Annotated in this window: 20 protein-coding genes and 2 pseudogenes; 7 read left to right on the plus strand and 15 right to left on the minus strand. The window is 73.1% G+C overall.

Going from position 1 to position 19,038, the window contains the following annotated elements:
* Positions 1 to 194 precede the first annotated feature (194 nt).
* On the minus strand, positions 195 to 830 hold the full coding sequence (locus tag ABZ193_RS20650; protein WP_354711066.1) for a response regulator transcription factor: 636 nt from the start codon (positions 828 to 830) through the stop codon (positions 195 to 197).
* Positions 821 to 2,026: a sensor domain-containing protein gene (locus ABZ193_RS20655; RefSeq protein WP_354711067.1), complete on the minus strand. Its 1,206-nt coding sequence runs from the start codon at positions 2,024 to 2,026 to the stop codon at positions 821 to 823. The genes ABZ193_RS20650 and ABZ193_RS20655 overlap by 10 nt, the downstream gene beginning before the upstream one ends.
* Positions 2,027 to 2,177: 151 nt before the next feature.
* On the opposite strand from ABZ193_RS20655, the gene ABZ193_RS20660 reads away from it, so the two are divergent.
* Together ABZ193_RS20660 and ABZ193_RS20665 are read left to right on the plus strand one after the other, a co-directional pair.
* A complete protein-coding gene (locus tag ABZ193_RS20660; protein WP_020418555.1) occupies positions 2,178 to 2,921 on the plus strand; it encodes an ABC transporter ATP-binding protein in 744 nt (247 codons plus the stop codon).
* Positions 2,921 to 5,374 (plus strand): FtsX-like permease family protein, encoded by a 2,454-nt coding sequence (locus ABZ193_RS20665; RefSeq protein ID WP_354711068.1) that lies wholly within the window; start codon positions 2,921 to 2,923, stop codon positions 5,372 to 5,374. The genes ABZ193_RS20660 and ABZ193_RS20665 overlap by 1 nt, the downstream gene beginning before the upstream one ends.
* 47 nt (positions 5,375 to 5,421) lie before the next feature.
* On the opposite strand, the pseudogene ABZ193_RS20670 reads toward ABZ193_RS20665, so the two are convergent.
* Together ABZ193_RS20670 and ABZ193_RS20675 are read right to left on the minus strand one after the other, a co-directional pair.
* Positions 5,422 to 5,615: pseudogene (locus tag ABZ193_RS20670) on the minus strand (hypothetical protein); the annotation flags it as partial.
* Positions 5,616 to 5,816: 201 nt separating this feature from the next.
* The gene (locus tag ABZ193_RS20675; RefSeq protein WP_354711070.1) at positions 5,817 to 7,394 is read right to left on the minus strand and encodes an MFS transporter; all 1,578 of its coding nucleotides are present in this window, start codon (positions 7,392 to 7,394) and stop codon (positions 5,817 to 5,819) included.
* Between the two features lie 80 nt (positions 7,395 to 7,474).
* On the opposite strand from ABZ193_RS20675, the gene ABZ193_RS20680 reads away from it, so the two are divergent.
* Together ABZ193_RS20680 and ABZ193_RS20685 are read left to right on the plus strand one after the other, a co-directional pair.
* Complete coding sequence (locus ABZ193_RS20680; RefSeq protein ID WP_020418559.1) at positions 7,475 to 8,056, plus strand: helix-turn-helix transcriptional regulator; 582 nt, start codon at positions 7,475 to 7,477, stop codon at positions 8,054 to 8,056.
* Positions 8,057 to 8,168: 112 nt separating this feature from the next.
* Complete coding sequence (locus tag ABZ193_RS20685; protein ID WP_354711071.1) at positions 8,169 to 9,038, plus strand: methyltransferase; 870 nt, start codon at positions 8,169 to 8,171, stop codon at positions 9,036 to 9,038.
* Between the two features lie 6 nt (positions 9,039 to 9,044).
* Here the strand turns inward: ABZ193_RS20685 and ABZ193_RS20690 are convergent, their stop codons facing one another.
* The 3 genes and pseudogenes from ABZ193_RS20690 to ABZ193_RS20700 all read right to left on the minus strand — a co-directional run bounded on the left by ABZ193_RS20690 (position 9,045) and on the right by ABZ193_RS20700 (position 11,296).
* Positions 9,045 to 9,737: an alpha/beta hydrolase gene (locus ABZ193_RS20690; protein ID WP_354711082.1), complete on the minus strand. Its 693-nt coding sequence runs from the start codon at positions 9,735 to 9,737 to the stop codon at positions 9,045 to 9,047.
* A 134-nt stretch (positions 9,738 to 9,871) separates the two neighbouring features.
* Positions 9,872 to 10,117: pseudogene (locus tag ABZ193_RS20695) on the minus strand (epoxide hydrolase N-terminal domain-containing protein); the annotation flags it as partial.
* 42 nt (positions 10,118 to 10,159) lie between these two features.
* Positions 10,160 to 11,296 (minus strand): epoxide hydrolase family protein, encoded by a 1,137-nt coding sequence (locus ABZ193_RS20700; protein ID WP_354711073.1) that lies wholly within the window; start codon positions 11,294 to 11,296, stop codon positions 10,160 to 10,162.
* Positions 11,297 to 11,385: 89 nt separating this feature from the next.
* Here ABZ193_RS20700 and ABZ193_RS20705 point away from each other — a divergent pair, with 89 nt between their 5' ends.
* On the plus strand, positions 11,386 to 11,907 hold the full coding sequence (locus ABZ193_RS20705; RefSeq protein ID WP_354711074.1) for a CGNR zinc finger domain-containing protein: 522 nt from the start codon (positions 11,386 to 11,388) through the stop codon (positions 11,905 to 11,907).
* Between the two features lie 38 nt (positions 11,908 to 11,945).
* Here ABZ193_RS20705 and ABZ193_RS20710 read toward each other — a convergent pair whose 3' ends face one another.
* Positions 11,946 to 12,512, minus strand: coding sequence for a TetR/AcrR family transcriptional regulator (locus tag ABZ193_RS20710; protein ID WP_020418564.1), 567 nt, complete (start codon positions 12,510 to 12,512; stop codon positions 11,946 to 11,948).
* Between the two features lie 80 nt (positions 12,513 to 12,592).
* Positions 12,593 to 13,195, minus strand: coding sequence for a TetR/AcrR family transcriptional regulator (locus tag ABZ193_RS20715; protein ID WP_237335721.1), 603 nt, complete (start codon positions 13,193 to 13,195; stop codon positions 12,593 to 12,595).
* Positions 13,196 to 13,300: 105 nt separating this feature from the next.
* Between ABZ193_RS20715 and ABZ193_RS20720 the strand changes: the two genes are divergently transcribed.
* A complete protein-coding gene (locus ABZ193_RS20720; protein WP_027935950.1) occupies positions 13,301 to 14,350 on the plus strand; it encodes an NAD(P)-dependent alcohol dehydrogenase in 1,050 nt (349 codons plus the stop codon).
* A 40-nt stretch (positions 14,351 to 14,390) separates the two neighbouring features.
* Here ABZ193_RS20720 and ABZ193_RS20725 read toward each other — a convergent pair whose 3' ends face one another.
* The gene (locus ABZ193_RS20725; RefSeq protein ID WP_027935951.1) at positions 14,391 to 14,621 is read right to left on the minus strand and encodes a hypothetical protein; all 231 of its coding nucleotides are present in this window, start codon (positions 14,619 to 14,621) and stop codon (positions 14,391 to 14,393) included.
* A gap of 25 nt (positions 14,622 to 14,646) precedes the next feature.
* On the minus strand, positions 14,647 to 15,099 hold the full coding sequence (locus ABZ193_RS20730; protein WP_354711075.1) for a helix-turn-helix domain-containing protein: 453 nt from the start codon (positions 15,097 to 15,099) through the stop codon (positions 14,647 to 14,649).
* Positions 15,100 to 15,150: 51 nt separating this feature from the next.
* Between ABZ193_RS20730 and ABZ193_RS20735 the strand changes: the two genes are divergently transcribed.
* Complete coding sequence (locus tag ABZ193_RS20735) at positions 15,151 to 16,341, plus strand: MFS transporter (RefSeq protein WP_354711076.1); 1,191 nt, start codon at positions 15,151 to 15,153, stop codon at positions 16,339 to 16,341.
* A gap of 390 nt (positions 16,342 to 16,731) precedes the next feature.
* Here ABZ193_RS20735 and ABZ193_RS20740 read toward each other — a convergent pair whose 3' ends face one another.
* From ABZ193_RS20740 to ABZ193_RS20755, 4 genes are all read right to left on the minus strand, one after another.
* The gene (locus ABZ193_RS20740) at positions 16,732 to 17,100 is read right to left on the minus strand and encodes a hypothetical protein (protein ID WP_354711077.1); all 369 of its coding nucleotides are present in this window, start codon (positions 17,098 to 17,100) and stop codon (positions 16,732 to 16,734) included.
* Positions 17,097 to 17,468: a VOC family protein gene (locus tag ABZ193_RS20745; protein ID WP_237335717.1), complete on the minus strand. Its 372-nt coding sequence runs from the start codon at positions 17,466 to 17,468 to the stop codon at positions 17,097 to 17,099. Before ABZ193_RS20745 ends, ABZ193_RS20740 begins: the two co-directional genes overlap by 4 nt.
* On the minus strand, positions 17,465 to 18,163 hold the full coding sequence (locus tag ABZ193_RS20750; RefSeq protein WP_354711079.1) for an ArsR family transcriptional regulator: 699 nt from the start codon (positions 18,161 to 18,163) through the stop codon (positions 17,465 to 17,467). The genes ABZ193_RS20745 and ABZ193_RS20750 overlap by 4 nt, the downstream gene beginning before the upstream one ends.
* 32 nt (positions 18,164 to 18,195) lie before the next feature.
* Positions 18,196 to 19,038: alpha/beta hydrolase (locus ABZ193_RS20755; protein ID WP_354711081.1), on the minus strand; the 843-nt coding region annotated here is incomplete at its 5' end.

Below are 19,038 nucleotides of genomic sequence, written 5' to 3' on the forward strand. Positions count from 1 at the left end.
AGTTTCCCGGTCGCCGCGCGACTCGAGGGCCGCGTGCGCCCGCGCCGCCTCGGCGAGCGGGTCGCGGCTGCCGATCCGCGCGATCAACTCTCCTTTGTGGACCATCGCGAGCCGTCGCGGTGCGACTGGTGAAGCGCTGGCAGGAGTGCGTGCGTGCCGGCTTGCTGTCGTGAGCCGCACGACCGCTGGTGGGCTCAGGCGTTGACGTACGCCAGCACCGCCAGCACCCGGCGGTGTCCGCTGTCGCTCGTGGGCAGGCCCAGCTTGCGGAAGATGTTGCCGATGTGCTTGGTCACCGCGCGCTCGGTGACCACCAGCTCGCCGGCGATCGTCACGTTGTCCAGACCTTGTGCCATGAGGTGCAGCACCTGCCGCTCCCGCGCGGTGAGGCTCTGCAGCGGGTCGCGTTTGTTCATCAGCTGCGACACGACCTCGGGGTCCAGCGCGGTGCCCCTGGCCGCGACGCGTTCGAGCGCGTCCAGGAACTCCTCGACCCGCCCGACGCGGTCCTTCAGCAGGTAGCCGGTGCCGGCCGCGCCCGTCTCCAGCAGCTCCTTCGCGTAGGCCTGCTCGACGTACTGGGACAGCACCAGCACCGGCAGCCCGGGCAGGTGCTCGCGAGCCTCGATCGCCGCGCGCAACCCCTCGTCGCGGAAACCCGGCGGCAGCCGGACGTCGAGCACCGCGATGTCCGGGCGGTGTTCCAGCAGGACCGGCAGGATCTCCGGACCACTGGCCGCGACACCGACGATCTCGTGGCCCGCGCTCTTGACCAGCAGCGAGATCCCCTCGCGCAGGAGGGCGTTGTCCTCGGCGAGCACTATCCGCATGGCAGCAGCACCTCGATCGTCGTTCCCGCGTTCACCGGGCTGTCGATCCGCGCGGTTCCGTCGAGCGCCGCGACCCGGCGCCGGATGCCGGACAGCCCGCTCCCGGCGCCGGCGTCGGCGCCGCCCTGGCCGTCGTCGCGCACCGTCACGCGCAGGCTCCGCCCGTCGCCGTCGAGGACGACCTCGGCGTGCTGGGCCGTGCTGTGCTTGGTGACGTTGGTCAGCGACTCGGCGACGACGAAGTACGCCGCCGCCTCGACCGCCGCCGGTGGCCGCGGCAGGTCGCCGGGGACGCGGACGGTCACCGGGATGCGCTGGCTGCCCGCCAGCGCGTGCACGGCGCCGGCGAGGCCGCGGTCGGCGAGGATCGGCGGGTAGATGCCGCGGATGATGCTGCGCAGGTTGCCCAGTGACTCCTCGATGCCCTGCTGGGCGTCCCGCACCAGCGCGGCCGCGGGGGTGTCCGGCTCGGCCGCCAGGGCGCGCGCGGCGAGCCCGAGCCGAACCGAGACCGCGACCAGCTGCGCCTGGATCCCGTCGTGCAGGTCGCGCTCGATGCGGCGGAGCTCGGCGCCATGCGATTCCAGCGCTTCGGCCCGCGTCTCGGTGAGCCGCTGGACCTGCCGGGCCAGCAGCTCCACCTCGTCCGGCCCGAGCAGCGACCGCGCGAGCAGCAGCTGGCCGCGCGCGATCAGGGGCACCAGCCACACCACCGCGGCGGCGTAGAGCGCGGCCTGCAGCAGCGGCAGGGTGAGCGCCTCCGGCCACGTCCGGATGTCGACGAACAGCCCGGTGAAGGTGTCCGGCGGGAACAGCCACCAGTACAGCGGGATGGTCGCGCTCGTCACGATCGCCGGCCACAGTGCGATGCCGAGCAAACCGAGGAACGTGCCGGCGAACCCGTGCACCACCATCCACAGTAGAGCGCGCCAGGTCGCCGGGTCCCGCACCGCGCGCAACCGGCCGCCGCTCTCGGCATGGACCTCCTCCGGCAGCGGGAACCCGAGGTGCCGCCCGGCGCGCTCGCGCTCCAGCCCGGTCAGGACGCGCACCGGCTTCAGCACCGCCGGCGCGAACGGCGACAGCAGCACCAGCAACGGCAGGACGAGCACGCCGGCCAGCGCGGGCAGCGCCGTTTGCAGCCCGGACGCGAGCACCGCCGTGGCGCCGGCGCTGCGCTTGATCGCTGTCCTCATCGCCGCTCCCCCGGTCCTGCCGCGACTCTACTGAAACCCCCCGGCGGGGTGTACCTGGCTACACCCCCGGTCCGGGTGCTCAGGCCAGTGTGCTGCGCCCGTCCCGCTCCTAGCGTCGGAGGCACCGGACAACAGGGGAAGGACGACAGCGATGACAGTCGCGAACGGCCTGGAGTACGCGGTGCGGATGGAATCGGTGGTCAAGACCTACGGCAAGGGGGCTGCCGCGGTCCACGCGCTCGACGGCGTCACGCTCGGACTGCGGCGCGGGAGCTTCACCGCGATCATGGGCCCGTCCGGCTCGGGCAAGAGCACGTTCCTGCACTGCGCCGCCGGGCTCGACCGGCCGACCTCGGGCCGCATCACGCTCGGCGACGTCGAGCTGACCGGACGCCGCGAGTCCGAGCTGACCGCGTTGCGGCGCGAGCGGATCGGGTTCGTGTTCCAGTCCTACAACCTGCTGGACACGCTGACGGTCGAGCAGAACATCGTGCTCCCGCTGCGCCTGGGCAACCAGCGCTTCGACCCGGCGTTCCTCGCCGAGGTCGTCCGGTCGGTCGAACTCGACGTGCCGCTGGACCGCCGCCCGAGCAAGCTGTCCGGCGGGCAGCAGCAGCGCGTCGCGATCGCCCGCGCGCTGGTCACCCGGCCTGAGGTGGTGCTGCTGGACGAGCCGACGGGCGCACTGGACACCCGGACCGCGCGGCAGGTGCTCGGCACGCTGCGGCAGGCGGTGGACCGCTGGGGCCAGACGGCGCTGATGGTGACGCACGACCCGGTCGCGGCCTCCTACGCGGACACGGTGGTGTTCCTGACCGACGGCCGGATCGCCGGCGAGCTGACCGGCGCGTCGCCGGACCGCATCGCCGAGCGGATGACCCACTTCGGGGAGTGATGAGCGTGTTCTTCCTGGCCCAGCGGACGATCCGGGCCCGCACATCGGCGTTCGCCGCGGCGTTCGTCGCGGTGTTCGCCGGGTCCGCCCTGATCACCGCGAGCGGTGTCCTGCTCGAATCCGGGCTGCGGGGCGGGCTTCCGCCACAGCGCTACGCCGCCGCCGCGGTGGTCGTCACCGCGCCGCAGTCGGTGTCCGTGCCCGGCGACGTCGACCAGTGGTTCCCCGAACGCGCCCCGCTGCCCGTCGCGCGGGCCGCCGACATCAGCCGGGTGCCCGGGGTCGCCGCGGTCGTGCCCGACGTGAGCGCGACGGCCGTGGTGCGCGGTTCGGGCCCGGTCGTCGTGCACGGGTGGTCCTCGACGAGGCTCGGCGCTGTCGCGCTCATCGAAGGCCGGGAGCCGCGGCGTGCCGACGAGGTGGTGCTCGCCGGGGCGCATCCCGGGGACGTGGTCGACCTGGCGGTGGGCGGGGTCGCTTCCCCCTACCGCGTGGTCGGCGCCGTCGCCCCGGGGCAACAGTCTGCGTACCTCACCGACGAGCGCGCCCGCGAGGTCGCCGGCCACCCGGACGCGGTGGACGCCGTCGCCGTCCTGGCCGGACCCGGCGTCGACGCGGCCGGTCTCGCCGAGCGGATCGGCCGGGCCGTTCCCGGGGCCGCGACGGCCACCGGCGACGACCGGGCCGGCGCCGAGTTCCCCGGCGACGGTGCCGCGCGGTCGTTCCTGACGCTGGTCGCGGGCTCGTTCGGCGGCACGATGCTGGTGGTCATCCTGCTGGTCGTGGCCAGCACCGTCGGCCTGGCCAACCAGCAGCGCCGTCGCGAGTTGGCCCTCCTGCGGGCCGTCGCGGCCGGGCCGAAGCACATCTACCGGCTGATCGGCATCGAGACCGGACTGGTGGCGACTATGGCGGCGGTGCTCGGCGCGCTCCCCGGCGCCGGCCTGAGCCTGCTGCTGCACGGGGTGTTCGTCCGCCTCGGCTCGATCCCCGCGGGGTTCGGGTTCGTGATCGGCCCGCTGCCCGTGCTCGCCGCGGTCGCGGGCTCCGTGGTGGCCGCGGTGGCGGCCGGCCTGATCACTGCCCGCCGCGCGGCGCGGATCAGCCCGGTCGGCGCGCTCGGCGAGGCCGCTGTGGAACCGCCGCGGCTCGGCCGTGGCCGGCTGCTGACGGGCTGGGTGCTCGCGATCGCGGGGACCGTCGCCGGGATCGGGTTCCCGCTGGCGATGGGCGGCGCCGCGGGCACGGCGGGCGCGGCCGGATCGGCGCTGTTGCTGGTCACCGCCGTGGTGCTGCTCGGGCCGCGGCTGCTCGCCGGGACCGCGTCGGTGCTGGGCAGGCTCGGGCTCAGCCGGACGGCGTCCGGGTTCCTCGCCGAGGCCGGCACCCGGGCCCGGTCCCGCCGGTTCGGCGCGGCGACCACACCGCTGATCATGGGGGTGGCGCTGGCCGCGGTCCAGATCTTCACGCTGACGACGACCGCCGCGGCGGCGCAGCGGCAGGTCGAGACCGGTCTGCTCGCCGACCAGGTGCTCGTGGCCGACGGCGGCATCTCCCCCGCCGTGGCCGACGCGGTCCGGCGGGCGCCGGGTGTGACCGCGGCGGTGTCCGTGGTGCGGACGCGGGTCCTGGTGACCTCCACGATGTTCGGCGAGCCCACGACCGAGGCCTACGCCGCACAGGGCGTCACGCCGGATGGCCTCGACCGGGTACTGGACCTCGACGTCCGCCGGGGCGACCTGGCCGGCCTCACCGGTGACGCCGTCGCGGTCAGCGAGAACGCGGCCGGGACGTTCGGGGTGGACCTGGGCGGGACGGTCACCATGCGCCTCGGCGACGGCACCCCGCACAGCGCCCGCGTCGTCGCGATCTACGGCAACGGCCTGGGCTTCGGCGACCTGACGCTGCCGCACGCCGCCGTCGCCTGGCACACCGCGACCGGGCTGGACGACGAAATCCTGGTCGCGGGGACGGCGGCCGCGGCGCTCCCGGCGTACCCGGAGGTGGGCGTGGCCGACCGGCAGGCGTTCCTGGCGGCGCGGGACGACGCCGCGAGCGCGGAGTCCACGGTGAACCTCGTGCTCAACCTCGTGTTGATCGCGTTCATCGCGATCGCGGTGGTGAACGTCCTCGTCCTGGCCACCGCGGCCCGGGTGCGCGAGTTCGCGTTGCTGCGGCTGGCCGGGGCGAAACCCCGCCAGGTCCGGGCGATGACGCGGGGCGAGGCGGCCGTCGTCGTCGTGGCCGCGATCGTGCTCGGGTCGCTCGCCGCGCTGCCACCGCTGGTCGGCATCAGCCTGAGCCTGACCGGGACGGCGCTGCCCACCGTGCCCCCGCTGGCCTACGGCGGGATCCTCGCCGCCGCTGCCGTCGTCGGGTGGGGCGCCATCGCGGTGCCGACCCGGTTCGCCCTCCGCCCGCCCGCCGTCACGGCCATGCGCGTCGGCGAATGACCATCCCCGCTCCGGAAAGGACAGTCTTGGCGACGCTGGATCGCGGGTCAGCGCAGGGCCCGCAGGCGCTTCTTGTCGAACTTGCCGACACCGGTCTTTGGCACCTCGTCGAGGAAAACCCAGCGCTCGGGCAGCTGCCACCTCCGTCCTTGGGCCGGTCCACGAGCGTGAGAAATCCGTCGGTAGAGATCTTGCCGATGTCCCCGGTGCGCAGCCAGCCGTCGTGGAACCTCCCGGGATCGACGGTCCCGCCCGCCGGCCACCTTCGCGGCAGGATCGTCCTGACCGTCGCATGACCATGCAGGCCACTCCGGACCGGGGCACGCTCGCCCGCCCGGTTCGAACACGACGACGGCGAATGGCCGATCGCCGACCGGTAGCGACCCGGCGGTCCGAGCCTCCACCGCGACCCGCAGGCAGCGGGCCGCGGTGGAAGCCGCTGTCACAGGGGTGATTCCGCCCGGCTCGACGCGGCGGTGTCTACCGCGGGGCGGCTCCGGTTCCTCGGGCCCCGCACGGCCACATAGACCGCCAGCACCGCCATGACGGCCGCGCCCGCCCACATCGCGTGCTGCCATCCGGCCACAAAGGACTCCCGGGCGGCATGGACGATCTGCGCCGCGTGCGAGCCGGCGTTGCCCGAGACCTCGATCGCGTTGGCGACGCCCTCCCTGGCGACGTCCGCCGCCTCCCGGGGCACCCCGGACAGCATGCCGTCGATCGAGCCGCGGTAGCCGGCGGACAGCAGCGCGCCCAGCAGCGCGACCCCCAGCGCGGTGCCGAACTCGCGGGTGATGTCGTTGAGGGCGGAGGCGACACCCTGCTTGTCCCGCGGCAACGAGCCGGTGATGGCCTCGGTGGACGGCGTCATCGCCAGTCCCATGCCGATCCCCATGGCGACCAGCCCCGGCAGGATCGACAGGTAGCCGCCCGCCACCGAGACGAACAGGCCCATGGACACCAGTCCCACGCCGGCCAGCGCGACGCCGGTGGTCATCGTCGCGCGGGAGCCGATGCGCTCGGCCAGCCGGGCCGCGAGCCCGGAAGCCAGCATCATCGACATCGCCATGGGCATCAGCGCCGCCGTCGACACCAGTCCGGACCACCCGAGCACGGCCTGGAAGAACGGGAACAGCACCACGCCGATGCCCGCCTGGACACCGAAGACCACGAGCAACGTGAGCGAACCGCCCATCAGGCCGCGTTCGGCGAACATCCGCACGTCCAGCAGCGAAGCGTCGCGGCGGCGCAGTTCCCAGGCCACGAAGCCGATGCCGGCGACGATGCCGGCCGCGAGGCTGACCACCGTTTCGGGGGCGGTCCAGCCGCGCACGGGTCCTTCTTGCAGGACGAAGATGAAGCCGACGACGGCGACGGCGGACAGCAGCGCGCCGACGGTGTCGAAGGGGTGCGCCGAGCGCTCACGCGAGTTGGGCACCGACTTCACGGTCGTCACGAGCGCCACGGCGATCAGCGCGACCGGGAGCGCGAACAGCCAGCGCCAGTCGGCGACGTCGACCAGCAGCGCGGACAGGAACATGCCGAGGACGCCGCCGCCGCCCGCGACGGCCGTCCACACGCCGATGGCCTTGCCGCGGCGTTCCTCGGGGAAGGTGGAGGTGATGACGGCCAGCGTGATCGGCATGATCATCGCGGCGCCGGCGCCGCTTACCACGCGGGCGGCGATCATGACCTCCGCGGTCGGGGCCAGTGCCGCCACCACGTTCGCGATGCCGAACAACAAGAGCCCGGCGGTCAGCACGGGCTTGCGGCCCACGCGGTCGCCGATCGCGCCGAACGGCAGCAGCAGCGCGGCCAGGGCCAGGGTGTAGATGTTGATGATCCACAGGACCGTGCCCAGCGACGCTCCGAACTCGACGGCCAGGTGGGTCTGCGCGACGCCGAGGCCCGAGACCGAGGCGACGACCGCCATCAACGAGGTGGACACGGAGATGAGGATGGTGCGCAGCCGGCGCGCGTCCGGTGTGGCAGCCCCCGGTGCGGGCTGGTTGGTGCTCATGGGTTCCTCTCGGCAGGCATGGGAGTGCACGACGCCGCGAGGGTAAGCACGATTTGCCGCACTGGCATATCATCTTGCCTATGAAGCAAGAAGAAGATTCGCTGGACAGCCTCGTGCGCAAACGGATCCGGGCACTGCGCGTCGCCCAAGGCCTCTCCCTGGAGGAACTGGCCGCGCGAGTCCACCTGGGACAGTCCTCGCTGAGCCGCATCGAGAACGGCCAGCGCCGCCTGGCGCTGGACCAGCTGGTCGCACTGGCCCGCGCCTTGGACACCACCCTCGACCAGCTGGTCGAGAACGCCGTGGACGACGTGGTCATCAGCCCGGTCAACCACCACGGCGCGCACGGGCTGAGCTGGCCGATGAAGGGCGACCCCGGCATGACCGTGATGCGCAGGCGGTTCACCGACCCGCCGCCGGACAACCCGGCCAAGATGCGCGCCCACCCCGGCCGGGAATGGTTCGTCGTGCTTTCCGGCACCGCCACGCTGTTGCTGGGAGACCGGACCTTCCGCGTCGACACCAACCGCGCCGCCGAGTTCCCGACCATGACACCGCACGCCATCGGCGCTCACGGCCGTCCGTGCGAGGTCATGTTCATCTACGACCGCGACGCCCGCCGCGGGCATCGCGAAAACGAGGCCGACGACAACGGCTCATGACGGCACGACCGGCATCCGCGGCATTTTGCGCCCGGGGCACCGCGGGAGCCCACTTCCTTGCGCAATCGGCAAAGGACCGAGCAGCAGAGCAAAACGCTCTTATCGTGGCAGCATGACACGCGCGCATGCCCAGCACCAGAGCCACGATCACCACGGTCACGACCACCACGACGCGGACGGCGCGCAGGCGGAGATCCTCGAACTGGACGCCGAAGCCCTCGCCGAGCACACCACCGGCATCATCAGGTGGCTGCCTCTGCACGGCAGCCCGCGTCAGATCGTCGACCTCGCCGCGGGCACCGGGGCGGGCACGTTCGCCCTTCTCGACCAGTTCCCCGAAGCGCACGTCACGGCGGTGGACACCTCGCCCGGCCACTTGCGGCGGCTCAGCGAAAAGGCGTGCGCCCGCGGGGTGGACGGGCACGTGCGCACGGTGCTCGCCGACCTCGACGAGGCCACCTGGCCCGACCTCGGCACCCCCGACCTCGTGTGGGCCTCGGGCTCCGTGCACCACCTGGCTGATCCCGGCCGCGCCCTGCGCGCCGTCCACGACCTGCTCGCGCCCGGCGGCCTGTTCGTCGTGGTCGAAATGGCGGGCCTGCCCCGCTTCCTGCCCACGACCGCGCCCGCCGACCGGCCCGGGCTGGAAGACCGCGTCCACGCCGCGGGCGACCGGCTCCACGCCCGGCACCTCCCCCACCGCGGCGCGGACTGGGGGCCGATGCTCGCCGCCGCCGGGTTCGTGGTGGAGGGCGAGCTCCACGTCGACGTGAACGTCGAGGGCGCGGGCAACCCGGTGGTCGGCCGGTACGCCCTCCATGCGCTGCAACGTGTTCGGGGCGCGGTCGCGGCCGAGCTCGACCGCGAGGACCTCGCCGCACTCGACCGGCTGCTCGACGTCGACGGCCCGCACAGCCTGCCGCGCCGCGACGACTTGGCGGTCCGCACCAAGCGTTCCGTCTGGGCCGCGCGCCGCGCCTGAGGACGCTCAGGCGAGGGACACGGCGGCGCGGACGCCCGCGACGTACTGCTCCGGGCATTCCCACGCACCGAAGTGCCCGCCGCGGGGCTCCTCGACCCACGACCGGACGTCGAAGAACCGGGCCGCGAACTCCCGTGGCGCGTTGACGAGGTCCTTGGGGAAGATCGTGAACGCCGTGGGCGCGACGATCGGCCCCGGCCTGGGTCCGGCCTCCGCGTACGGGGTGAACGAGGTGCCGATCGAGCCGGTGACCCAGTACGCCGTGATCCAGGTCAGCAGCTCCTCGCGGGTGAACACCGTGGTGACGTCGCCCCCGCAGTCGGTCCACGTGCGCAGTTTCTCCAGCAGCCACGCGGCGAGCCCGGCCGGCGAGTCGCCGAGCCCCACCGCGAGGGTGTGCGGCTTGGTCGCCTGCTCCCGCATGTAGCCGCCCTCCTGGCGTTGCCAGCGGTGCCCGGACCGCACGTAGGCCTGCTCGGCGGGCGAGAGGTCCGCCGGCGGATCGACCAGGAACCGGTACTGCGACACATCGGTCAGGTGGAGCGCGGCGACTCGGTCGGGGTACGCCGCGGCGAGCACCTCGGCGACATCGCAACCGACGTCGCCCGCGGACACGACGTAACGGTCGTAGCCCAGCTCGGCGAGGGCGGCGGCCACCGTTTCGGCCATCGCCGCGGCCGACATGCCCCCGCGTGCCACCGGGGCGGCGAACGGGAAACCGGCAACGCCGGGACGACCACGTTCAGATCCGCCAGGAGCGGAAGGACCTTCTCGAACCGCAGGACCGAGTCCGGCCAGCCGTGCAGCAGGACGACCGGAACGCCGCGAGTCGCCGCGCGCTGGTGGATCAGCCGGAGCCCGCCTGCCAGTGTCCACGGCAGTGCGCGGATCCGTTCTTCGTGCACCCGCCAGTCGTAGTGGTCGGCCCAGTGGGCGACGAGTTCGGCCAGGAAGTCGCCGTCGACGCCACGGTCCCACCCGAATCCCGGGGGCAGCGGCACCCGGCGGTAGGCCCGCAGCCGGGCACGCAGATCCTGCAGCACCGGCCCCGGCACGGCTTCTGGGGTGACCTCAGGCATGAAGTTCTCCGTTCTGCGACGGTCCCGTGTGGACGGATGTGCTCACCGGAGCGCGCCGAAGAAGGCCGTGATGTCGTCGGCCAGCAGATCCGGTTCCTCGTAGGCGGCAAAGTGACCGCCGCGGGGCATCTCGGTGTAGCGGGTGACGTGGTAGGCGCGTTCCACCCAGCTGCGGGGCTGCCGTCCACCGATGTCGGCGGGGAACAACGCCAGCGCGGTCGGCACCTCGACCCGTTCGACGGGCGGGACCAGCTGGTGGTGGCGTTCGTAGTAGGGGCGGAACGAGGTCGAGATCGTGTTGGTGAACCAGTACAGCGAGGCCTGTGTGAGGAGGAAGTCGTCGCTGAACCGGTTGGTCACGACGCCGTCGCAGTCGCTCCAGGCCCGGTACTTCTCCAGGATCCAGGCGAGCAGCCCGGACGGGGAGTCCGACAGCCCCTGGGCGAGGGTCAGCGGCCGGGTCTGCTGCTGGTGCGAGTACCCGCGCTCGGCGACCTCCCACGCGTGCTCGGCCGCCAGGTAGGCCCGTTCCTCCTCGCTCAGCCCGGTCGCGTCGTAGCCGGCGGGGTTCGCGGCGTCCTGCAGGTGGAGTCCGAACAGCGCGTCCGGATGCGCCTGCGCCAGCCGGCTCACGTCCCCGGCGCCGATGTCGGACCCGTGCGCGCCGTAGCGGTCGAAGCCCAGCTCCTCGGTCATCAGCCGATGCCACAGGTCGTGCGTGTGCGTGCTCGACTCGAGCGCCGGGCGTTGCGGAGCAAGCCCGAACCCCGGCAGGGACGGGACGACGACGGTGAAAGCGGTCCGCGGGTCGCGCCCGAACCGCGACGGGGCCGACAGCCGCTCCGCCAGGCCGACGAGTTCGAGGAACGAGCTGGGCCAGCCGTTGGCCAGCAGGATCGCCCGTGCTCCGCCGCTCTCGGCGCCGAAGTACAGGTAGTGCACGACCGTGCCGCCGATCTCGGCGAACCGGTGCGGCAGGTCGTTGATCGCGGCTTCGTGCTTGCGCCAGTCGTAGGCCGAGGCCCAGTAGCCGGCCAGGCGGCGGAGCTCATCGCCGTCCGTGCCCGCCGCCCAGGGTTCGGCCGGCCACGGTCGCGCCCACCGGGTGCGGCGCAGCCGTTCTCGCAGGTCCTCCAGGTCGGGGTCGGGAACATCGAGCACCGCGTGCGTGCCGGCCATCGCGCTCTCCTCTCGTCTGCGACACCGGTAAAAGCTAACAGCGGTGTCGAACGCGAGCAACACCACTGTCGTGAGATGATGGTGTCGTGGTGTCGCTGCAGGTGATCGAAGACTTCCTCAACACCGTGGACGAGCGCACGTTCAAGCGGCACGGGGAGAGTCATGTGCCCGGCGAGCGGCTGACCTCGCCGCAGGCCCTCGCGGACTGGCTGACGGACCGGGGTCTGGACTTCGGCGACAGCCCGCCGCGGGCGGCGGATCTGGAGACCGCCATCGCCCTCCGCACGGCGCTCCGGCAGGCGCTCGTCGCTGATACCGGGGCGGCCGCGGCCCTCGCGGAACACCCGTTGCGGCTCGAACCGGACGCGTCCGGCGGATTGCGCCTCGTCGCGACCTCCGGCCGGGCCTGGCTGAACGCCATCGTCGAGACCGTGGCGGGCAGTGTGGCCAGGGGCGAGTGGTCGCGGATCAAGCTCTGCGCCGCCCCGGACTGCCGGTGGGCGTTCTACGACGTCTCACGTAACGGCCGTGGCCGCTGGTGCACCATGGAGATCTGCGGCAACCGCCACAAGACCCGCACCTACCGGGAGCGTCGGCGCCACGAGGCGTGAAGCCGAGCGGGGCCGGTGTATCCGAGGCGCGGGCGGTCCTACCGCATCCCGGCGAGCAGCAGCTCCGTCAGACGGCGGACGGCCACCGGCGCCCGGTCCGGCGGCAGGCCCCGCAGCGACGCGATCGCCATCAACCCGACCCGCACGTCCTCGGTGGCGAGGTCCGGTCGCACGGCGCCGGCCGCCCTGGCGCGACGCACGAGCGCGTCGAGCGAGCGGGTGTGCTCGCGCCGCTCCTCGGCGAACGCCTCCGCCTCCGGGTGCGAGCCGAGCAGGACGTCGTTGAGGCCGCGGTCCCGCACCTGGCGCTCGCCGAACTGGCGCACGATCGCGCTCAGCGCCCGCCACGGGTCGGGGTCGGCGAGGGCGTTGCGCACGTCCTCGCGACAGGCGGCGACCTGCTCGGCCAGCACCGCGTCGAGGAGATCGGGGCGCGCCGGGAAGTGCCGGTACAGCGTCGCGGCCCCGACACCGGCCCGGCGCGCGATCTCCCGCATCGGCAGCCCGATCCCCTCGACGGCGAACCCGCGGCGCGCGACCTCCACGATGCGCCTGCGGTTGCGCTCGCTGTCCGCCCTGGCCTTCCGGCTCACCTCGGCCCGCACCTCCGCACGATCCGGAACACCCGTTCCCCTTCGGCGTCCACGGTACGCCTGAGATCGTTCCAGCCTCTACTGTGGACTGATCAGCCGGAGCCGGTCGTCGCGCGGTGGCCCTCGATCATGACGCGCGCCGCGGCGACCGACTTCGCGACCACCAGTTCGGGCGAGTAGCCGTGCTTGACGAAGACGCCGTCGAGCCAGAACATGCCGTAGCCGTGCGCCTGGGTGAACAGCTGCTCCATCAGCTCCAGCGCCTCCTGCGGGCTGTCGCACAGGCGCAGGCACAGCAGGAGGAACTGGTCGGTCAGGGTGCGCGTGTTCTCGTGCAGCTCGGTGTAGCCGGGGCCGTGCAGCCCCTCGGCGTAGATGAGGTGCATGCCGGCCCGCCGCCGGATCAGATACGCGGTGTAGGCGCCCGCCGCCGCGGCGAGCGCGGCGGCCGGGTCGTCCTCGCCTTCGACCGCGGCCCGCACCTCGTCGGCCAGCTGGCAGGCCACGGTGGCGGCGACGGCGGCGAGCAGGCTCTCCCGCTCGGGGAAGTGCCGGTAGGGCGCGCCGGGGCTGACCTTGGCGCGCCGCGCGACCTCGGCGACGGAGAACCCGGCCACGCCGCGCTCGGCGATCAGGTCGAGGGACACCCGGACGAGCTCGTCGCGCAGGTTGCCGTGGTGGTACTTCCCGCCCATGACCCAGCTCACATCCCCCGGCCGAAATATGTAAGAGCCCTCTTACGTAGGTGATGTATGAGGGCTCTTACAGTATGCCCCGCGACGTCGTATCCGGGAGGATCCATGACCACGACCACGCACGCTATCGCTGTGCCGTCGCCCGGCGCGCCCCTGGCGCCCACCACGATCCAGCGGCGGGACCTGCGGCCGGACGACGTGCTGATCGACATCAAGTTCGCCGGCATCTGCCACAGCGACATCCACCAGGCGAGGGAGGACTGGGGCCAGGCCATCTTCCCGATGGTGCCCGGCCACGAGATCGCCGGTGTCGTCGCCGCCGTCGGCCCCGAGGTGACCAAGTACCGGGTCGGCGACCGCGTCGGCGTCGGCTGCATGGTCGACTCGTGCGGCGAGTGCGAGTACTGCCGCGCCGGCACCGAGCAGTTCTGCGTCAAGGGCAACGTCCAGACCTACAACGGGGTCGGCTTCGACGGCGAGAACACCTACGGCGGCTACAGCAGGCAGATCGTCGTCAAGGAAGGCTTCGTGTGCCGCATCCCCGACGGCATCGGCCTCGACGTCGCCGCGCCGCTGCTGTGCGCCGGGATCACGACCTACTCGCCGCTGCGGCGGTGGGGCGCCGGTCCGGGCAAGAAGGTCGCCGTGGTCGGCCTCGGCGGGCTCGGCCACATGGCGGTCAAGCTGGCCGCCGCGATGGGCGCGGAGGTCACCGTGCTCAGCCAGAGCCTCAAGAAGCAGGAGGACGGCCTGCGGCTCGGCGCGAAGGACTACTACGCGACCAGCGACGAGGGCACGTTCGAGGCGCTGCGCGGCCGGTTCGACCTGATCCTGAACACCGTGTCGGCCAAGCTGCCGGTGGACGCCTACCTCGGCCTGCTGCGCGTCGGCGGCGCGATGGTCAACGTCGGCGCACCCGGCGAGCCGCTGTCCTACAACGCGTTCTCCCTCCTCGGCGGCAACAAGGTGCTGGCCGGATCGATGATCGGCGGGATCGCCGAGACCCAGGAGATGCTCGAGTTCTGCGCCGAGCACGGCATCGGCGCCGAGATCGAGACAATCTCCGCCGAGCAGGTCAACGAAGCCTACGAGCGCGTCGACAACAGCGACGTGCGGTACCGCTTCGTGATCGACACCGCCACGATCGGCGCGTGATTCCGGTGGGGCTGTCCGTGGACGCGGGCAGCCCCGCCGGCTAGTCCGAAGGACCGCGCAGCGTCAGCACCACCCGGATCACGTGCTCGACGGCCGCGGCGAACATCGCGGCCCGCAGTTCGCCCCGTTCGGCCAGGTTGCGTGACGCGAACTCCAGCACGGCGTCCGGCCCCGCCTTGCGCACCACCAGCTCGGCGATCTCCTCCAGGTCGAGGTCCGGGTGGTCCAGCCGCGTCAGGGCGACCTCCACCAGCAGTTCCTCGTCCGTCACGCCCACCCGCCGCACGCTTCGCACACTACTTGCGCACCGACGTGGTGTCACTCGTCAGCGGCCGCCCGCCCGCGTCGGCGGGGACGAGTGGCGGCACGACCTCGCCGCGGTCGTCGACCAGCACCGAATGCCGTTCGCCGGTCTCGTAGGCGTGGCGCTCGCCCCACTGCCGGAGCGTGACGATCACCGGGAACAGGTCCTTGCCCGCCGGGGTGAGCGCGTACACCTTCCGCTTGCCGGACGGCGCCTCCACCTGGGTGATCAGGCCGTGCGCGGCGAGCTTGCGGAGCCGGTCGGTGAGGATGTTGCGGGCGATGCCGGTGCGCTGCTGGAAGTCGGTGAACGAGCGGGCGCCGTCCATCGCGTCCCGGATGATCAGCAGGCTCCACCGGTCCCCGACCACGTCCGCCGCCCGCGCGACCGGGCACTCCGGGTCCGTCCACACGCCGTCCTCCACTGAGTTGCGTATTGAAACCATTCTGCCCTACTCTCCAAAGAGTTGCAATTTGAAACCAAACTGGAGGCACGGGTGGGGCGCGGAACGAGACTGCTGCTGGCGGCGGTGTGCGGGGTGGCGGTCGCCGGGGTGTACGCCGGGCAACCGGTGCTCGGGCCGATGGGGCAGGACCTCGGCGTCGCCCGCGATTCGGTCGGCTGGCTCGTGGCCGCCGCGCAGCTGGGGTACCTCACCGGACTGGTGCTGCTGGTGCCGCTGGGCGACATGCTCGACCGCAGGCGGCTGATCGCCACGCACCTGGGGCTGGTGGCCGCCGGACTGGCGGTCACCGCGACCGCGCCCGCCGCGTGGCTGGCGTTCGCCGGTCTCGTGCTGGCCGGCGCGTTCGCGGTGGTCGTGCAGACCGCGGTCGCGTTCGCCGCGTCGATCTCCCCGCCCGGCGAGCGCGGCCGGAACCTCGGCGTCGTCACCTCAGGGGTGGTGGTCGGCATCCTCGGCGCGCGGGTGGTCACCGGGAGCCTGGCCGAGCTGTGGGGCTGGCGGAGCAGCTACCTCGCCCTCGCGGTCCTCGCGGCTACCCTGTGCGTGCTCAGCCTCGTCGCGCTGCCCACGGACGTCCGGACCGGCGCGGAACCGTACGGGCGGGTGCTCCGGTCGCTGGGCGGGCTGTTCACGCGACCGGTGTTCCTCGGGCGCGGGCTGATCGCGTTCTTCCTCTTCGCCTCGTTCGGCACGTTGTGGAGCGGGCTGGCGCTGCCGCTGGCCGGCGAGCCGTGGCGGCTGAGCGAAGCGCAGATCGGGCTGTTCGGGATCGCCGGGCTGGCCGGTGCCCTGGGCGCCGCGCGATCCGGACGCTGGGCCGACGCCGGGCACGGTGCCCGGGTCAGCGGCGTCGCGCTCGCCCTCCTGCTCGGCTCGTGGGTCGCGATCGGGCAGCTCGGCTGGTCGCTGGTGCTGCTGATCGCGGGAGTGGTCGTGCTCGACTTCGCCGTCCAGGCCGTGCACGTCGGCAACCAGCACGTCCTCACGAGCGCCTTCCCCGACCGGACCAGCAGCGCCATCGGCGGCTACATGGTCTTCTACTCGCTCGGGTCCGCGCTCGGCGCCACCGCGACGACCGCCCTGTTCGACGCCGCCGGCTGGACGGGCTGTGCCCTCCTGGGCGCGGCGTTCACCCTGGGCGCGCTCGGCGCCTGGGCGCTCAGCGAACGCGGACAGGCGCGCGTCCGCGCTGCCGTGGTCGTGCGCACTGTCCGCCGGTGACGATTCACCGGCCGCCCGTTCAAGCCGGGCCGGGCAGGATGAGGAACGCGCGTCCTGGCTCGCCGGGCGAGGAGTGGCAGGTGACGACCGACATCTCCGCAGAGGCACTGGCTCGCACCCGGGTCCCCGGAGGTGCGGTGGGCGGAGGCGGACTAGTGCATGTGGGAGCCCGGCACGCGGTTCGACGTGGTGACGACGCAGGTCCAGCCGGCGATGCCGCAACTGGGCCGGCCACGGCGGCGGCGATCACCAAGCGGTTGCGGGGCTGGGAGATCGCGACGGCCAAGGAGGTCCGGCGGCAGATGGGGCATGAGGGTGTGTCTGGAGGACGTGGTGGAGCGCCACCCGCCGGCGACGCCGGCTCGGCGCGGTGAAGGACCGGCCGCCGGTTCAAGCCGGGCCGGGCACGTCCTCGACGTGGACGACGTGCAGTTCCGTGGCGTCGCGGTGGCGTTTGGACCGTCCGTAGAGTCCGATCGTGACGTCGGACTCCGCGGGCGGCTCGCCGGGCGCCACGTGCGTCAGGACGTCCGGGCGGTACGACGTGACCAGCCAGCCGCCACCCTCGTCGAGGGTGATCACCCCGAAGTCCCCGGCCGCGCCACCGGCGCGGACCGGGCCGAACGTCCGCAGGAGCTCCGTCGCCTGGTGGGCGAGGTCGCCCTCGGGCTCGGTCAGGACCACGCACGTTCCGTGTTCGAACAGGACCCACGGCCGCGCGCCGGTCAGAACCGTGCGCCAGAGGCCGGCTCCGCTCATCGGGCCGCGGGCTGGAACAGCTCGACCAGGTTGCCCGCCGGGTCGGTGAGCAGGATCTGCCGTCCGCCCGGGCCGGCGACCGGCTCGCCGACGAACGACACCCCCTCGGCGCGCAGGCGCTCGATCTCCGCGTCCAGTTCCGGGACCACCAGGTGAATGCGGTTTCCGCCACCGTCCATTCCGGACGGCGTGGCCCGCGCGCCGGAGCTCGCCGGGCCGGACAGCAGCAGCCGCAGGGGTCCGCGCACCACGTCGGCGAACGCGGGGGCCGCGCTGGTGTTCACCTCGAACCCCAGGTGCCCGGTGTAGAAGTCGACCGCGGCCTGGACGTCGTCGACCAGGTAGCGGACCGAGGCGTGTTCGGTCATCGCGCTGCTCCTCCGGTCAGGGCCGGCACCAGGTGCCGGACACGGACATCGATCTCCGCGGCCGTCGCGCGGAAACCCTCGTACCCCTCGGGCTCGGGAATGCTCCAGTGCGCCCGCCGCGCCCCCATGTCCGGGCAGACCTCCCGCGCCTTGTCGCACAACGTGATCACGTGGTCGAACCGGCGCCGCGTCATCGTGCGGACGTCGCGGGGCCGCCCTGACACCGCCACGCCCAGCTCGCGCAACACCCGCACCGCCGACGGGTGCAGGCGCTCCGCCGGCCGCACCCCGGCGCTCGCCGCCCGCACGCGCCCCTCGGTGTGGTGCCGCAGCAGCGCCTCGGCCATCGGCGAGCGCACGCTGTTCCCGGTGCACACGAACAACACGGCGATCCCCCGCCGCACCGGCACCGCGGCCGGACCCAGCGACGGGTGCAGCGCGGCACCCGCCGCCGCCAGCCCGTCGCCGCAACGGCGCAGGTCGAGGTGGTAGTAGCTGTCCCGGCCGTCGAACGTGCTGCGCGCCGCGGTCACCAGACCGCCCTCGCGCAGCAGCCGCAGGTGGTAGGACACCAGGTTCTGCGGCTCACCGGTCAGCGCGACCAGTTCGCGGACACGCAGGTCCCCGTCCGCGAGCAGGCCGAGCAGCTGCCACCGCAGCGGGTGAGCGGCGAGCCGGAGGAAATCCGGGACCATCTCCAGATGATGCATCAAACTGCCTTGATACATCAAGCCCGTTTGACGAGTACCGCCCGCTCGATCTCCGCCGCCAGCAACGACGGCGCCTCCAGGTCCACGAAGTGCCCGATGCCCTCCAGCGGCCGCCACTCCACGTCGCAGCCCGCGTCGCGGAAGCTGTCCCGCGCCACGGCCGACGGCAGCGCCTCGTCCTCCAGCCCCCACACCAGCGTCACCGGCACCGGGATCGGGCGGTCGTAGGTGGCGTACAGCCGCGCCCGGGACAGCGGGAACACCAGCGTCGCCAAGATCGCCCGGTAGTAGTCGATCGGCGGGCCCAGATCGGCCGCCGACCGGAACCGGCCGACCAGCTCGTCCACCAGCTCCCGGTCCATCCGGCCCCGCGAGCCCTCCCGCAGCGTGAACGACAGCCGCAGCCCGGCGCGGCCCAGCCGGGTCGTCAGCAGGAACTCCGGCGCGAACGGCACCTGGAACGGCAGCACCCACGGGATCCGCAGCGGCTGCAGCTCCCGGAACGTCAGCGCGGCCCGAACCAGCGTGCGCGGATGGGTGCAGTTCACCACGACCAGCTTGCTGATCACCGGGCCGAACCGGTGCGCGAAGATCCACCCCAGCGCGCCGCCCCAGTCGTGCGCCACCAGCGCCGGCCGGTCCAGCCCGAGCGCCTCGATGAGCAGCCGGACGTCGTCGGTGAGCGTGAACACGTCGTAGCCCCGCCGCGGCCGGTCGCTGCACGGGTAGCCGCGCAGGTCCGGCGCGTACACCCGCACGCCCTCCAGCGCGGCCATCGTCGGCCGCCACCCGGCCGCGCCCTCCGGGAACCCGTGCAGCAGCAGGACCGGCGGGGCGTCGCGCGGGCCCACGGCCAGCAC

The sequence above is a fragment of the Amycolatopsis sp. NPDC006125 genome (assembly GCF_040614195.1).
In the GTDB taxonomy this organism is placed as follows: Bacteria; Actinomycetota; Actinomycetes; order Mycobacteriales; family Pseudonocardiaceae; genus Amycolatopsis_E; species Amycolatopsis_E tucumanensis.